This window comes from bacterium, assembly GCA_022616075.1.
In the GTDB taxonomy this organism is placed as follows: domain Bacteria; phylum Acidobacteriota; class HRBIN11; order JAKEFK01; family JAKEFK01; genus JAKEFK01.
The window spans coordinates 1-16,341 of sequence record JAKEFK010000389.1 but is presented as its reverse complement, the minus strand read 5'-3'; the positions used below and the strand labels follow the sequence as shown (position 1 = coordinate 16,341).

Sequence of the window (16,341 nt, the reverse complement as noted above, 5' to 3'; positions counted from 1 at the left end):
TGTGTTATTTCGAATGAATTAGTAGAAAAAGCAAAGCAGGATCCCGAATTAGGAGGATCGTCATGCAATGGAGTCGTCTCTTCTTTTATCTTTTCCTCTTTCACCCGATGCTTGCGCTTGCGGTGGTTCCGGAATTGGCATGGGCGCGATCCCGGCTCCAGGACCTCATGCAGGAATACGATCGCAAAGCACTTTTCGATCTGGGTAAACAATACCGGATTGTGACGCCCCGAACCTCACTGATCGTGCTGGAATCCTGGCAGGACTATCTCCGCTATGACATAGAGATGCCTCCGGACGTCCTAAAACAGTACCAGGCGGAAAACACTCATCCTGCAAAGCGAGAAATCCAAATTCCCACTCAGGTTTTGCAGGATTCCGTCTCCTCAATCTTGGGAACTGTCACGGATGACCGCGGATTCCCATTGCCGGGAGTGACCGTGGTATTGAATTCGGATCTCTACGGTCAGTGGTCCAGCGCGACTAGCATTACAGGCGCTTTCCATTTCGGCAAACTTCCACTTGGAAAATATTCCGTTTCGTTTCTGCTCGAAGGATTTAGAGAAGTCCTTCTGGACAATCTCGTTTTAAAAGATGAATCTCAAATACCCGTGGTGATTAATATGTCACCCACTCTGACTGAAGAGTTCGTTGTGGTAGCGGCAACTCCGGTTGTTGACGCAACAGCTACGGCGAGTAGATGATAAGAGTTTCCTGGAAACAATTCTGAGTGCGCTGGCTAAAGAATCAAAAACGGAAGAAAGGCGTGCTATGTACGTAAATGCGCGAGAGCGGTTGAAAACATACAAATCCTTTTACGTTCGGGCCGCGGGAATCTTTTCTCAGGAGGATCCCGAATTTTCGCTTCTGGTTTACACGGATCTGGCGGAATCCAACGCTCTCGATTCCGGAACTGCGAGAGCATTGTCCCGAAGACTGTCGGCGGAAGGAGAGCTGAAGCTGGCTGCTACTTTATTAGAGCGAATGCTCGAAGATGTGCCTCAAGAGCCTCAAACATGGAGAGATCTGGCTCTGGTCTATTCCAGGACGGGAGAGCTGAAACGGGCAAAAGAGTGCTACGGGCAGGCTATAGAACAATCCGGCGAAGACTTGCATCATATCCTGACCGAAGAATACGCGCGTTTGGAAGAAACTTTACTGGACGGCGGCAGAAAAATCGATCCGGAGATCGATCCGAATTCGGATCTCCTGATTGTTCTGAACTGGGATACCGACTACACCGAAATCGACCTTCATGTGGTCGAGCCTTCCGGTAATGATGTGTACTATGCGAACGATGAGAGCGCGACCGGGGCAAAAGTTTATCACCACACAGCCCCATTCGGTCCGGAAATATTCAAGCTCCAGAAAGCTCCGGCCGGCGAATACAAAATCTTCGTTGAGTATTATTCTCAGGATCACACTTCCATTGCGCATTCTTCCGTTGTAGAAGTTCTGGTCTATCAAAAGGACAAAAAGGATCGGATACGGAAACAGACATATTCCAGGGTTCTAGCCGCTGCGCATGAGCAGCCGTATGTGGCAACGGTTCGGGTTGCTGAGGGAACAGAGAAAAGGCGAGAGTGACAAACATGCCTCGGTCGAGTACACCTGAGAAGCCACGGGCAAGCGAATCCAGCCGGAACCATCGAATGGTCGTGGCGGCAAAAATCACACTAGAGCAAAGGAGTGACAGTTCCATTGGATTTTTGCTTGCCATGGATATTCCGAGAAGGAAACTCATGAAGACGATACTTAAATAGACATGTATGCCACTCCGTCTCATTACATTCCATGGTTAACACACTTCGCATGGTCCATCAACAGATTTGAAGCCAAAGAGCGCCGCAAGTCCCCTAATAATGAGTACATTTCGCACGACTCCATATACAAGTCAGAAACAGCCGAAAGCCAAAGTGAATCTATCGCTTCTTGCCTTTTGTTTCTGCTCTTTCCAAATTTTCCTTGACTCTGAACTTCACGATCTTGCTAATCAAGCCGAAAGGAATTGGTTTGTCGAACGGAAATTGCACTGAACCCTTTCCGCCTTCATAAATCGATAATTCATTTTTGAATTTCTCAATTCCTGTTGGCGTGGGATAGAACCCGATATGGTTTTCGAACGCTGCAAAATGAACCAGGATACCTTTCAGAATAAAGGTCGGCATCTGATAACTGATAGTTTCTTCCGCGTCCGGAGCTGCTTTCTTAATCGTCATCCTGATCTTTTCCAGAATCTTCCGAACATCGCCCGGGAAGCCCGCAATGTATTCGTCTATATTTTGGGGTGCTGTTCGTGTGGTCTTCATGTACCACATTGACACTATACGTGTTGATCTACCAGAATCGTGTTTCCATCTGGATCAACAATCATAAAGCTAGCCGGACCAGTAGAGCTTTCGTCTGCTTCTGAAATCATCTTTACGCCACGATCTTTGAGCTTGCGCTGCAATTCTCGAACGTCCGTGAATTCTCTCAGTTGCTGAGCATCGCTATTCCAGCCCGGTTGAAGGTGAGAATGTTCTTATCGAACATGCCTTGAAACAACCCAATAGCGTGGGGGCCATTCTTCATAATCAGCCAATTCTGCGATTGATCTCCTGCGAAAATTGTAAACCCCAGCTTTTCGTAAAAGAGCTTCGACGCCTCGATATCTTTTACAGCCAAGCTAACAGAGAAAGCTCCCAGTTCCATAAATTGCCTCCTACGTTGTGTTCCTGACGCATAACGCCGGAGCTGATCGGCACGCCCGAAGGCTCCGTTCTTAAGATTCTATACGCCAAATGCCCAAACTCGTAAGCGAGGACATGGTCACGGCCGGCGCCGCCGGACTCACGCCACGACGCGCATCTGGTACGCCACCCAGAAGCAGACGACCATGAGCGCGTGAATCCCGATGAAACCCAGACCGGTGCAAAGGCGCCGTTCGAGCTCGGGGATAGCCTCGCGCGATAGCTGCGCAGGAACACGACATAAGCCACGTAGGCGAGGAAAATGCCGGCGATGACGTCGGTCAGCATCTGCACCACCATGTTCCATCTGAAGCGGTGTGTATCGGGGACACTCAAAAATAACTCTCCAACGGGAAGCGCAGTTTCTCGAACCCGCTGCTGCGATGCGCCTCCCCGTGCATCGTTCCTAAGACTTTGCCAAGCCGTGTTCGCCGCCCTCGATCTACAATGGCGTTTTACGAGAACCATGAACTACCGCAAGGATGTCAACTTGTTTTGGTAGAATCCTGTAAACAATGCGGTATGGACCTTCGATAACTTCCCTGATATCCGGAAGTTCGAACTCAGGAACAACACGCCCAGACTGAGGAAAGTGCCCAATTTGTTCCGACCGGCGAGTCAATCGGTCTATCATTCGTTGGGCATAGAGGTCGAATCGGCAGCGATGTACTGGTAGATGTCGAGTAAATGTTTCTGTGCGGCGATGGTCCAATTGACCTTCACTTCTCAAGGCCGAATTGGGAGCGTACTGCCTGAACACTGAGTGTACGTCCAGCTTTACTATCCTCCAACCCGGCTTCAATTGCTTGACGCACATAGATTTCGTACATCAGATCATCCCAGGTGGAGTCTTCTGGAAGCTTTTCGATAATACGACGTGCTTCTTCCTTTACTGAAGTTTTCGACATACTGTAATTATATCACTGGCGCGGATTTAAGGACGGCGAACGTGTAATGGAAATCCGAAAATGTTTAAAGTTTTTATTCTAAGTGGGGAGTATATAATGGACACATTCGGGAAGAGAAGCGGTTCTCTCAACCATTTGGCATACACAGGTGGGAAAAAAGACACCTTTGGGGGAAATGCATGTAGGTGCGGACGGGACGTCCGCGCCCGTAATGCAGGCGAGACGCCATGCGCTCCGTAATGTGTTAGAATTTTTTTCGCGTTGGAACAGGACCTTCAAACATTTCGGCTCGGCCCGGTATTGCGCCATTTGGCTGGACTCCTCTGTTTGTTCGCCGCCTGGAAATTTCTTTCCTTTTCAGACGATAGCTCGCGGCTGACGGATCATCTGACCTCCGTCGGTTTTCTGATAATCGCGATTATCCTGCTTTTTTTCCCGTTATTGTTTCGGGCACTGTCAAAAATCAATCTTAAAAGCGCGTGTTTGCTGGGTGTCATTCTTGCGCTCATGCTTCCCTGGGGAGAGTGGTTTTCTTTAAGCACTCAAACCGTACGACAACACTGGGGCAAAATCCTGTTGTATCAGGTTCTCTTTATATACGCTGCCTATCTTTTGATCACGCATCTGCCTGCCCTGCGCGATATTCTGAATAAGTTCTTACAAAAGAGCACAGGTTTTCTGGCCGCAAACAAGTACTTCTCGTATTTATTACCCCTCCTGTTTTTTCTTTTTTGTGCGTATGTGAGCGTTTTCTTTTATCACGAGACGCCTCTGATCACTGATGCGGCAGCTTATCTGTTTCAGGCGAAGATCTTCACTCGATTTCATGTCGATGCGCCGGCTCCGCCCCAGGCCCTGACAGAATTCTTCACCTTTTCGGGAGACCAGGTCATCATTCGCAATGGTCGTTGGTTTGGAATGAACTTTCCGGGTTTTTCGCTGCTGCTTGCCGCTGGGCTTGCGATCGGAGCGGAGTGGCTTTTGAATCCATTCCTGGGCGCCGTCACCTGCGCCATCTGGATTGCTTACGCCAGGAGATGGCACGGGGAGCAGCAAGCAGCTCTGCTGGGCATTCTGATGATTCTCTCGCCATTTTTAATCGTCATTCATTCTAATCCTGTAGTAAATGCCGCAGAGCTGACGATTGTTTCAGCATTTCTATACATATCGCGCAGAGCAGCAGAAGGTTCCGGTGGCCGGCTTATTTGGTTCCTGTTTCCGCTGATAGCGCTCGGGGTGCTGGTGCGCTTCTTTTCGGTCATGGCTCTTCTTCTGCCTGTAATTGTTTACACCTGCTTTTGTGAATGGAAAAGAAAATCAATTCGGTACACGGCGGCTACGGTGGCTGGACTGGCCACGGGCCTTTCACTGTTGTTGCTGTATCAATGGAAGCTGACAGGGGATCCCTTTGTCGCTCCCTATGTTTTGGAATACTCAAGTGATGGACTCGGGATCGGCGCTGCCGGAGATGGAAACGTGCATACTCCCGCACGCGCCCTGGAGAATTTATCGGATAGCATTCTTGCTCTCGACTTATGGGTCTCAGGATTGTTTTCCGGCTCAATCATTTTTCTCGCTATTTTCAGCGTGAAAACGTCAAAAAACGAAATGTGGGACCGCATTCTTTTGTTGAGCGCAGCAGGGCTTTCAACTTTCTATCTCTTTTATTTCTTTCAGCAGCTCCATTTCGGCCCCAGGTACTACGCTTTTCTTGGTCCTGTCCTGTTGCTGTTCACTGTGCGGGCAGTTTTCCCGGACAGTGGAGAGTCGCGAAGCAGTGTCGCCGCGTTTCTTGTCCTTTTTCTCCTGATCTCCGTTCCGGTAAGACTTCCTTCACTGATAAACAATCTCAATCCAGCTACGAACATTACAGGTAATTTGAAAGAAGGTTTGCGAGAGCGCCGTGGTGAAAAGATTTTGCTTTTCATTGACAAAAAGATGCGTCAGGAGTTTACCGCCTGGAATGAACCGTTTCTGGATGGTCCGGTGATTGTCTGTAGAGATCTGGGGAAAAAAAATCGTCAAATCGAGGCTGCCTTTCCTGAGTTTCGTCCGCTCTATTACAAGAAGAATGAGAATTTCAGGAATACCCCACTTTTCCTGATGGATACGCAACCTTCAAACAGGACAGAAGGAGCTTTCAGCTTCTTCCGAATGGTCAAGTCCATTATTGCAGCGCGGGATTACCCGGACCGTGATTGTGTAGACATTGTGTACCACGAATTGCTTTATGGAGAAAGCGCAGTGCTGCAGCTTCAGTTCCTTGAGAGGCAACTTTCCAGCCGCTCAGGAGATACGAGATTTGATCCCGCATTTAGACAAGGATTGCTTCACATCGGGCGTGTGTTTTTGCTACCCAGAGTCGCGGAAGAAGTGCATGGAGAGGGTTGGTTGGAAAAACTGGATACCGAAACGATCAAACAGGAAATGCAACTGGCTTTGCGTTCTTTCATGGCTACCAAAGAAATTGGAAAGCCGATCGTGGAACAAATACAAAAAATGGAGCGCCGGATGAACGTGAATAGGGATTCGGAAATATCGGATGACGAAGTGCGCCGTTATTTTTCAGCGAAAGTCCGGGTCTTTACATCCTGGTGAGGAATCCCGCGTGCAGCCAAAATATGTAAGGACGCTCCTTCAACTGTTAATCACGGCGGGTTTGCTGGCGCTGGCACGAAAACAATTACTCACCTGGTACGCTTTTCAGCATAAACAGGACTATCTCATTTTTATTCTCCTTATTGTTTCCGCACTGCTGCTCAACGTGAGACTGGTATCTAACACGCTCAGGTCCCATCTCCGTGATGTTCCAAGGGGAAGGTGGATCGGAGCCGCGCCGCTGCTGTTTCTCTGCCTGCCTTGGCCCGATTGGCTGCAAATCAACGAGCTAACCTATGAATATAACTGGCATTTGGAGCTTTTCCATCAAGCGGTATTTTTGTATTCTGCCTTTTTGCTATTCAGCGCCTTTGCGTCGCTTCGGAATCGGTTATGGAAAACAGCGGACAGGCTTATCGGGGCGCTTTGCCGGTGGCGCGGAATTTCTGGAGTGCTCTGTTTTTTCTTTTTTTGTGCTTGCTCCTGGATTGCGCTCTTTGTATTTGATCGAACGCTTCTCAATACCGACTCTGCTGCTCATTTTTTTCAAGCGAAAATTTTTTCGCACTACCGGTCGTACGCCCCTGCGCCGTCGCCTCTCGATTTTTTCACGTTTGATAGCGACGAACTGGTAGTAAAAGAGGGACGCTGGTTCGGCATGTTTCTTCCGGGATTCGCGATGATGCTCGGCGCGGCGCTGAAAGCCCGGGCAGAATGGCTGCTCTGTCCGCTGCTGGGAGCGCTTTCTCTTGCCATCTGGTCCGCTTACGCAAAAAGATGGTACGGCGAACGACCTGCCATATGGTTAGCCCTTCTCGCGATCACTTCTCCTTTTCTTCTCGTAATGTTTTCTGTGCTCATGGTTCAGGTACCAGAACTTTTCTTTTGCAGCGCAGTCATCTATCTGTTTGCAGGCGGGAAACCGAAGAAACATCAGCGCTTCGTTTGTGCGGGCTCTTCCTCTGTTTGATCAGCGCTGTCTTGGTGCGAGGTTTTTCAATGATCCCTTTTTTGGCGCCCATTCTTGCTTATGTGGCCTGGAAAAAAATCCAAATGCGGTCTCTGCTCTTTCCAATCGTGATCATCTCGGGAATTGTCGCCGGCGTCGCATTCCTGAGCTTCTTCAACTGGAAAACAACAGGCGACCCCTTGGTGCCGGGCTACACACTTGAGCTGAATATGAAGTATGGATTTTCCGAGATGGTCGGACGCACTCACACCGTGTCAAAAGGGTTGGAAAATTCCGCTTTGCTGATCCTGGGTTTGAACCTGTGGTTGACCGGGTTCGTTTCCGGCGCAATTTTCTTCCTGATCTTTTTCCTGATGACTTCAAAACAAATCGATCTCTGGGACAAACTCCTTTTCTCAAGTTTTGCTATTCTGATTGTGTTTTACTTCTTCTATTACAACATTGATCTGATTTACGGCCCGCGTTTTCTGTTCCCCGTGGCTCTTTTTCTTTTGCTTTTCCTCGCCAGACATATCCATGAAAATTCCACAGTGGCGGCAGTGTTTATTCTTTTTCTAATGATCTCCCCTTTCTTGCGGCTGCAGTCATTCCTGGAGAAGTGTTCTCCCTCCATTTATCAAAATGGTCCTTTGCAATCGGAGATCAACAGACTGGGCAATCAAAAAACGCTGGTATTTCTACGGCCGGAAATCAATCAAGAATTTATAAGCTGGAACGATCCCTTTCTGAAAGCTCCCGTCATACTTTGTCGTGATCTCGACGAGCGAAACCAGGAAGTGATTGCAAGATTTCCGCAACATCAACCTTCCTATTTCGGGCTGCAGGTCCACATGGAGAAAACGCAGATGGTACCGGAATACCGCGTCACGAAGGAACGATCAAAAACCAGCAGGCCGATCAGTCTGATGCAGCTCGCAATGTTTTTGCGGCTTTCTCAAGCACAGCACGATAAGGACATATTCGACATACAATATATGGCCTCCATCTCTCCTTCTCAGGTGGCTTCTCAACTTGCGTTTCTCAATCAGGAACAAGACAAACTCGTGGGAATGAAGGATTACGCAAGAGATTTTAAAGCCGGACTGATTCTGACCAGCAAATTCCTGCTTGCGGCTAGAATGGAATACTACAATTCAGGAGACCTGTGGACGGAAACCCTCGACTTTCACAAAGCGAGCGAAGATTTCAGATCAGCGATTCAAGCTTTCGAGCGATCGGGAGACATTGGAAAACCAGTTATGGGCGCCCTGCACAAAGTATTCAAACGAGTCGACCAAAATGACGATCAGCAAATCGCAGACGCTGAGTTGCGAGCGTATCTGGAAAAAAAGATTCAGGTTCTACGCATAAGGGAATACCGTCAGCCGTAAACTTTATTCGCAGCGAAGCGCCGTTTGCGGATCGATACGCGATGCGCGGCGAGCCGGAATGCAACAAGCAAAAAATGCTGCGACCAGTAGAATCACGGATACGAAGGCATAAGTAGCCAGGTCGGTCGATTTCACCTGAAACAACAGAGAGTTTAGCGACCGTGTCACAACCATTGCACAAAGCAGGCCGAGCACGAGTCCCACAATCACCAGAGTCATTCCCTGCTGCAAAACGTTGCTGAGTATATTTCCGGGTGTTGCTCCGAGCGCCATTCGGATGCCGGTTTCACGCACCCGCTGACGCACCCAGAGAGCGAGCATCGATCCGATTCCTGCAATTGCGATGACAAGCGCGAGAGCAGCGAAAAGCGAAAATAGATTCGCAAGCATGCGAGGCGACGCAACGGAATTGGCGCGCGCTTGCTCCATTGTCTCAATCCGTACGATCGCCATTTCCGGCATCACTTCGCGCAGCGCACGGCGAATCTGCTCCGACATTCCGTCGGGATCAAGACCGGTGCGCACGAGCACGCTGACCGGGATTGGCCTCTGCGCCATTGGCCTGTAAATTTGATAAGGGGTTTCCTGACCAAGTCCAAATTCTTTTACGTCACCCACGACTCCAATGATCGTCATCCAACTCTCGCCGTTATCAATCGTGATTCGTTTCCCGACCGGATCGATCGTCCCAAACCTTTTGGCCGCAACGGCGCGGTTGAGTATGACCACCGGCGTTGCTGTTGCATGATCAGAATCTCTAAATGTCCTTCCGGACAACAACGGAATTTGAAGCACTTTGAAATAGTCCGCTGTGGCGGAACGCGCTGTAGTGACTGGTGGCAGTTCTGATTCAGGACGAAAATCTCCTTCCACCTGAAACCGGATCGGGCGTCCACCAACCAAATTCTCGCGGTCCAGAGGAAAGCTGGAGGAAACGGCTGCATAATCAACACCGGGAATCGATGCAAGTTTCTGTTGAATCTGCGTCGCCACAGCAAAACGTTTTTCGGCTGTGGCGAATTTATCCCCGTTATAATCTGTGCGAACTGCAATCGCTCTTTGTGGCGTGAAACCAGGATTCACTTTCATCAACTGCACGAAGCTTCGAACCATCAAACCTGCGCCGATCAGCAGCACACACGAAAATGCGAACTGCGCCGTGATCAGGAATCTGCGAATCCAGTTGCTACCCCCTTCCGAGCCCGTTCGTCCGCCTTCCTTCAATCCGGAAGCCACGTCCTGCCGTGATTGCAAAGCCGCAACCGAGCCAAATATAAATGTGGTGAGAGTTGCGCAGAATACGGCAAAGCCCAGAACGCGAAAATCGATTGCAATTTCTCTGGCCCGCGGTGTCAATCCACCGGCAAAATTCTTCATCAGCTCCAAACTGCCATAAGCGAAAAACAGACCAAGCATGCACGCGAGTACGGTCAGGAAAAAGGACTCTGTCAACAACTGCCTCAAGAGTCTTCCACTTCCTGCGCCGACCGCGGTGCGGATCATCAGCTCATGCTTGCGGCGCGACATCCGGGCCATGATCAAATTGGCAACGTTAGCGCAGGAAATCAGCAAAACGAATCCAGCAGCGCCCCAGAGTAACAACAGGAGTGGCTTAGCATTCTTCGTTAAATCATCCCGCAGGAGTGAAACGGTTGTCGCGATTCCTGCATTCTTTGGATAAGCAGCCGGATGATCCTTGTGCATTTGTTTGCTGAGCGTGACTATTTCCGCGCGCGAATTTTCAAGATCCGCATCGCTTTTCAGACGACCAAAAACATTCATCATGCGCGCATCGCGGGGAGCCATATGGCTACTGTCGGATCGCATCGGACAGGAGGATGTGGGCATGTATACGTCGTTTTCATCAGGATACTGAGGGATCGGAGGCAATACTCCAATCACGACATGAGTACGATCATTCATCTCGTACCTTTTGCCAATAATGTTCGGATCGCCACCTTCAGCTTCTCTCCAGAATTCGTAGCTCAGAATCAAGACCGGATCCGCCGCATGATTTTCATCAGCAGCAACGAACGTTCTACCCAGCAACGGCCTGACTCCGAACACTTCAAAAAAGTCGGCAGACACGACACCGGTGCGAACCCGATGCGCAATCCCTTTTGCAAACAGAGTGAAAGTCATGTTGTGATATTCCACAACGTTCGTTAGGCTGCTGCTTTGCTGCCGGAGATCCTGGATTTCTTGAACGGAAAAGAACGCGTCCTCTGTGCCAAGTTTGGTTTCCGGTTGACGCAGGATGACGAGACGATCGCCATCTATATAAGGAAGAGGTTTTAACAACACGGAGCTTACCACACTGAATATGGCTGTATTTGCTCCGATGCCGAGTCCCAGGATGACAATGGCTGCAAATGTAAATCCCACATTTTTTCGCATCATACGACCAGCGTATCGGGCATCCTGCGAGATCACGCTCCAGTGCTCGCGCGGCGCCATACGGAAAATATCAAGAATTGTGGCCCACCACATGCGAAACAGTGATGCGGTTCCACTACTCCGCTTGATGTCTTCGCGTTGCTCGCGAAAAACTTCCTGCATTTCCCCTTCAAACTCCATCCGGAAATCGTAAGGAAGAACGCGCAACAGCGCGCGATAACAACGATCTGCAAAATTTTCGCGGGATTTTTTCATTTTGGTGTCCTTGATTCAGGCCGGACCGAAGGTGCGGATCAGGCGTTTCGTGCGGGCGCGCAGCAGCAGCTTTTCCATCCGTTTCGCTTCGGCGATAGCTATCTGCCGGCCAGCATCCGTTAACCGGTAATAACGACGTCTCGCATCGTCATTCTTTGCCAACGGTTTGCGAACCTCTTTGATCATTCCGGTTTCCAGCAGGCGCTTGATGATCCCGTACAGCGTGCCGGTGCTCAATTGAACTTCCTCATTTGTCTGTTCTGAAACTTCCTTCAAGATTGCATAACCGTGCTTGTCTTCATCGGCAAGCGCAAGCAAAACATGAAACATAGCCGGCGTCAGCGGCGCCTGTTGATCTGCCATTGGTCCTCCTGGTTTGTAGTAGCGCGGGCGTCCCGCCTGCGAAACTAAGCGCAGACGAGACGTCCGCGCTACAACCTTTATGTCGGTAACAACTATATCGTTGGACGACACAGTTGTCAAGGAAGGGCTGGGTCAGTTCTCTCTTTCGATGCCCACAACTTCGCCGTTGCGGAGGTAAACATCAACGCTCTTTTTCCAGTTCGGCTGATCCGGATGAATCGTGCGAATTCTCACCATCAAATAGTCCGCATCGGAGGAAGGAACCGGAATTTGCGGACCCTCGGAGCTCGCCTCGGGACCAAGCGATAGTGACGACATCTTATTGTTATCGAACTGAAACCATTGATACTGATACGAAGCAGAGCTTGAAATTCCCGCATCCTGTCCGAGATTCTTGAATCTCAACGACTGATTCTCGATTGCAAATTCATCCAGAGGGTTTAGTTGCGCAAGATAGTACTGGACGATTTTATCTCTACGCCGGATGAGTGTTTGAACGAGGTAACTCTCCCCTTCCTTATCGATCAGCTCTCCCGTTTGAACGAGCGCGCGAATCATTTCATCGCTGAAACGCATCACGATCTTTGTTGCCCAGAACGCATCCTCGTTCTCCATTTTCAGGAAAGCAGGATTCGGATAGTGCGTTTTCCAGTTCTGAGGTTGAAAATAATCGGACTCAATTCTGCCAATCGATGGATACTTTGGATAGTGGATTCTGCGCCACGGCCGGTCCCAGAAACCCAGTGTGTAAGCCGATTTTAGAATGGGATCCCATTCAACATAGTATTCATTGCCTCCACGCCTTTCGTTTGGTTTTGTGGTCCCGCTTCCTAGTGTCGATCCGAAATCGATCAGATAGTGTTTGATGTAATTGGATCCCCCTTCCGGATCATAGGTGTCAATCGTGTTTGTCGCGTGCGCTTCATCATGATTCAGCCAGGCGGAAAAAACTCTGAGGCCTCTCAGTTCACGGCGGTTTTGATGTGGGAAAATGTCATTCGCATCATCCGAACGTGTTCCGTAATAACGGAATTGTCCAACAATCTCACCGGGAATCAGAAGACTCGCAACTGCCTGAATGCGGCCATCGGAAGTTACGGGCACTTTTTTCCAGACTTCATCGATGTCTTTCTCGACCATTTTTCGCGTTTGAGTCTTGCTGATCGGCACCCTTGCTTCAGGCCCGATAATCAACTGGTCGCGGCGGATGAACGCGATGTAATTCTGCGGAACGTTATAGCCAAACGCGTGGAAAAATTTCGTGCTGATCACTTCAGCGGAAGTTGAAAGTTGCGGATAGCCCGGAGGATCAAATTTCAAAAAATAAATATCGCCTCTCGAATCCTGCATCGTAAAGCCTCGGACGATTCCCTGCTTTTTCGCAGTGATGATGGTAATCGGATTCGCGAGATCGGGTCCGGTTCCGGTATTCGGTCCTTTGACAAGCTCTTCGACAGGCAGGACCTTTCGCCCTATGCGATTCGTGAACCAGCTTGAGTCAGGAACTTCTCCCAGCGTGTTCGTATTTTGCGATTTCGTTTGATCCTTTCCGCCAGGATCCTGAAAACTATTTACAAAAAGGTCATAGCTTTCGCTCAGAGTTATATCGGCCGGTTGTGGAATCGGCAGACGGTCAGGATCCTCCCAGATTGGATCATCTTCATAGAACTTTGCGGCAAAAGTCAGCTGAGCAAAAAGTAGAAGAATCAAAGCAACACCGCAGAGGCGCAGAGGCGCAGAGTCAAGAGAGAGAATATTTTTAAACTCTGTCCTAACTCTGCGTCTCAGCGTCTCTGCGGTTCTGTTTTTCATTAGAATGATGCTGACCATTTCAGGTAGATGTTTGTTCCTTCTTCGCTATGTCCGATGTCCAGCCGCAAGAAGACGCTATCCGTTGTTTTAAAGCGAACTCCAAAACCATAACCGCTTTTCAGGTTACTGAAATCGAAATCGGAACGTTCGTGAAACACCTTTCCGGTATCGTAGAACAGAACGAGCTCGACCGCCGGAGTCGGTTCCCACCTGTATTCGGTGGAGATGAGAAAGAGGTTCTTATCGCGGAAACGGAAGTCCGGATAACCGCGGATGGTATCGGAACCACCCAGGGTCTGCATCAAATAAAATGGAACGCGCGAATTTCCCGATTCTTCATCCAAAGAAGCATAAAAATGCAGCGCCAGGATGCGCTGTTCCGACCAGAGTGGAATGTACTGTCGCGCATCAAAGGCTAAGCGGTAGAAATCAAACTGGTCACCATCCCGGTCGAAGTATTTTGCAAGCGACAGAGCCAAGAGCCCGCCTGTTTCCGGATCTCCGGGAAGATCGCGGTAGTCGTAGAAAAACTGTGTCGCAAAACGAAAATAGTCCGGTTGTTGGTCCAATCCGGGCGCCGTTTCATCATCAAACAGCACGGACGTATTGGGAAATGCAGAATCTCGTCCGTTTCGCAACTCGGGTTGAAAGAGACCGCCTCTAAGAAAAGCGCCGGCGTTGTCTCCAAAACGTAGTGCTGCGACTCCTTCATAGGACGGTCCCGTTAATCTGAAATCGGTTCGGTCCTCTTTATCGGAATCGGTTCCCAGACCATAAAAATCCTCTTGTGTGAAATCCCTGTAAGTGAATTCTCCATAAAGATAGAAGTCACCTTCCCGCTCTTTCGTCTTTTCAAAAAGCGACAGCCCCCCGGAAGAGGTCGTTCTTAAGAACAGTTCGGGACTTTTTCGCAGGATATTTCCAATTTGAAAAGTGTACAGTTGATATTGTTTGAGAGAATATCCGGCGGATGCTGAAATATCGATCGGGCTATCAAACAGATTCGCTTTAAAGTACCTCCCGGTTGCCGAAAAGCCGGCTCCGGTTGTGATTCCGCCCTGAGAGAAATAAAAATCACCGAATCGCGTTCCTAGAGATTCGCGAAATCCTTTCGTTTCAAGACTTAAAAGTCTCTTTTCCAATTTGCCCAGCTTGTAGGGCTTGAGCTCCTTTTCTTTTTGTAAGCGTTCCTGTTTCAACAGCTCCGAGCGGCTGGCGATTTCCGGTGACGAGTTCGACACTTCCTGAGGAGAAGAAAGCGGAGCAACATTTTGAGTATTGAGTAGAGTTATTAGAAATAGAGTTTGCAGCACACTAAACATCCGTGTTTCATGTAAAAAGAACCATCATGCATTCTCTTCATCCAAAAATCAATAGATTCGTTGTTGGTATCTACTTACGTCGTTTTCGTGAGGGTTTTCTTTTGATGGATTTCTTAAGACCAACTTTCTTGATGGAAGATAGCTCGCTTCCATACATGATTTTTTCTCCAGCTTTGCGCAAAGCCTGGGCGCGGCGGAAAGCTTCACGCTGACCGTACTTGTAGATGGAAACGGAGGTTTTGCGGATCTCACCAGGTTTGGGAAACCACCAGACCTCATAAACCGGACCCTTTTTGCGTCCGTCTCTAGTCATGGCCTTGGTCGTTTCGCGAATTCCGACAACGCCGCTCGTGTTGCGGGAGCTTGGCATAGCAACTTTTCGCTCGGTTCGCGGTTTGCCGAGCTTCCTTTCCGTCTTGTCCCGCCATTTTATGGCCGCCTTTAACGCTTTTCGCTTGCCGCCTTCTGCAAGGTCACTAAAGAATTTCTGATACATCTTGCTCCGATATGCAACTCGCACGAACCAGCCATATGCATGCTTTTTTTCGTGATCCACTCTGGAAATGCTTTTGTAACCACTCGTTGCCATAGATCTATGATACCGCAAACGGAGCGCAGGCCAATGCGTCCTCGCATCGCGAGTCCATGGGTCTACGCGAAGACGCAAGACGCGCGACGCGCGACGCAAAGACGCTTTGGCCCGCGCTCCGTTAACGGTGGAGAGAGATTTTTTCGTACGCCACGATCGGAGAAAAGAAGTTCAATTCGAAGCCTTCGACTTTTCCGGAAGCGAAACAGAATACCTGTTCATGAAAAAGCGGCAGCACGCGACCTTGTTTTTCCAAGATCTGTTCCATATCGCTGTAAATTTTGTTCCGGACTGCCGGATCAGGCTCTGTGCGTCCGGCCGCGATCAAACGATCGACTTCAGCAGATCCGCAAAATTTGCCTGCAATCTTTTGTTTTGAATTCAGAATACCGGCAAACGTATCGGAATCCGGATAATCACCGACCCATCGCGCGAGCGCAAAATCTGCTTCAGCTGCTTCGAGCAGCTCATGAAATTCGCGGTAGTCGTTGCGTTTCTGGTTGATCACGCGAACGGAAAATCCAGTTTGCCGGAGCATGATAAAAAGATCCTTTGCAACGGAGGCATAAGGGCCGGAAAAAGCAGGATTCAGAATGCAAGTGATTTCTTCTTCCTTGTCCGGCTTTGTCATGGTTGAACGATGACGGTTCAACTTTTTTGCCTGATACCCGATCAACCCGGGAGGAATAATTCCGTAAGCCGGGATGGCCAGTCTCCCAAGATTTTTTCGGACAAGTTTTTCAATGTCCACAGAATTCACGATTTTCTGCCGTATTTCTTCATTTGCAAGCAATCCCCGGTTGCTATTGAACACTGCGAAATAAGTGCAAAGGCGTGGAATCTCAAGGCAACGGGAAGCGTATTGACGGTCTGCGAGCAAACGTTCCACATCCGCAGGCACAAGATCCCATGCCACGGAAAATTTGCCGGCCACAAATTGTTTGAAGATCTCGCCAGGCGTAAGAGCAAATGTAAAAACGAGTTTATCGTTCCTTGGAAATCCGGATTTCCAGTAGTATGGATTT

The 16,341-nt window shown here is 49.2% G+C and carries 13 protein-coding genes and 2 pseudogenes; 5 read left to right on the top strand and 10 right to left on the bottom strand.

What is annotated here, in order from left to right; all coding sequences use genetic code 11:
* Positions 1–62 precede the first annotated feature (62 nt).
* The gene (locus tag L0156_29945) at positions 63–704 is read left to right on the top strand and encodes a carboxypeptidase-like regulatory domain-containing protein (GenBank protein ID MCI0607225.1); all 642 of its coding nucleotides are present in this window, start codon (positions 63–65) and stop codon (positions 702–704) included.
* Positions 676–1,587, top strand: a complete 912-nt coding sequence (locus L0156_29940) for a tetratricopeptide repeat protein (GenBank protein MCI0607224.1) — start codon at positions 676–678, stop codon at positions 1,585–1,587. Before L0156_29945 ends, L0156_29940 begins: the two co-directional genes overlap by 29 nt.
* A 335-nt stretch (positions 1,588–1,922) precedes the next feature.
* Here L0156_29940 and L0156_29935 read toward each other — a convergent pair whose 3' ends face one another.
* From L0156_29935 to L0156_29920, 4 genes and pseudogenes are all read right to left on the bottom strand, one after another.
* Entirely contained in the window at positions 1,923–2,309 is a 387-nt protein-coding gene (locus L0156_29935) for a DUF1801 domain-containing protein (GenBank protein MCI0607223.1), read from the bottom strand.
* A gap of 14 nt (positions 2,310–2,323) precedes the next feature.
* Positions 2,324–2,694 (bottom strand): annotated as a pseudogene (locus L0156_29930) (VOC family protein).
* Positions 2,695–3,174: 480 nt separating this feature from the next.
* A pseudogene (locus L0156_29925) lies at positions 3,175–3,455 on the bottom strand (type II toxin-antitoxin system RelE/ParE family toxin).
* The gene (locus L0156_29920) at positions 3,452–3,640 is read right to left on the bottom strand and encodes a hypothetical protein (protein MCI0607222.1); all 189 of its coding nucleotides are present in this window, start codon (positions 3,638–3,640) and stop codon (positions 3,452–3,454) included. Before L0156_29920 ends, L0156_29925 begins: the two are co-directional and overlap by 4 nt.
* A gap of 261 nt (positions 3,641–3,901) precedes the next feature.
* Between L0156_29920 and L0156_29915 the strand changes: the two genes are divergently transcribed.
* From L0156_29915 to L0156_29905, 3 genes are read left to right on the top strand one after another with little or no spacing between them, the layout of a single operon-like run.
* Entirely contained in the window at positions 3,902–6,238 is a 2,337-nt protein-coding gene (locus L0156_29915) for a hypothetical protein (protein ID MCI0607221.1), read from the top strand.
* Positions 6,239–6,248: 10 nt separating this feature from the next.
* Positions 6,249–7,208, top strand: a complete 960-nt coding sequence (locus L0156_29910) for a hypothetical protein (GenBank protein ID MCI0607220.1) — start codon at positions 6,249–6,251, stop codon at positions 7,206–7,208.
* A gap of 29 nt (positions 7,209–7,237) precedes the next feature.
* Complete coding sequence (locus L0156_29905) at positions 7,238–8,578, top strand: hypothetical protein (GenBank protein MCI0607219.1); 1,341 nt, start codon at positions 7,238–7,240, stop codon at positions 8,576–8,578.
* Positions 8,579–8,581: 3 nt separating this feature from the next.
* Here the strand turns inward: L0156_29905 and L0156_29900 are convergent, their stop codons facing one another.
* From L0156_29900 to L0156_29875, 6 genes are all read right to left on the bottom strand, one after another.
* Complete coding sequence (locus L0156_29900; GenBank protein ID MCI0607218.1) at positions 8,582–11,230, bottom strand: ABC transporter permease; 2,649 nt, start codon at positions 11,228–11,230, stop codon at positions 8,582–8,584.
* A 15-nt stretch (positions 11,231–11,245) separates the two neighbouring features.
* Positions 11,246–11,593 carry a PadR family transcriptional regulator gene (locus tag L0156_29895; protein ID MCI0607217.1) on the bottom strand — a complete coding sequence of 116 codons (348 nt, stop codon included), beginning with the start codon at positions 11,591–11,593 and terminating at the stop codon, positions 11,246–11,248.
* A gap of 132 nt (positions 11,594–11,725) precedes the next feature.
* Positions 11,726–13,303 (bottom strand): hypothetical protein, encoded by a 1,578-nt coding sequence (locus L0156_29890; protein MCI0607216.1) that lies wholly within the window; start codon positions 13,301–13,303, stop codon positions 11,726–11,728.
* 101 nt (positions 13,304–13,404) lie between these two features.
* Positions 13,405–14,718, bottom strand: a complete 1,314-nt coding sequence (locus tag L0156_29885) for a BamA/TamA family outer membrane protein (protein ID MCI0607215.1) — start codon at positions 14,716–14,718, stop codon at positions 13,405–13,407.
* A gap of 79 nt (positions 14,719–14,797) precedes the next feature.
* The gene (locus L0156_29880; GenBank protein ID MCI0607214.1) at positions 14,798–15,316 is read right to left on the bottom strand and encodes an AP2 domain-containing protein; all 519 of its coding nucleotides are present in this window, start codon (positions 15,314–15,316) and stop codon (positions 14,798–14,800) included.
* Between the two features lie 121 nt (positions 15,317–15,437).
* Positions 15,438–16,341, bottom strand: a 904-nt coding sequence (locus L0156_29875) for an ABC transporter substrate-binding protein (GenBank protein ID MCI0607213.1), incomplete at its 5' end; no start/stop codon positions are given.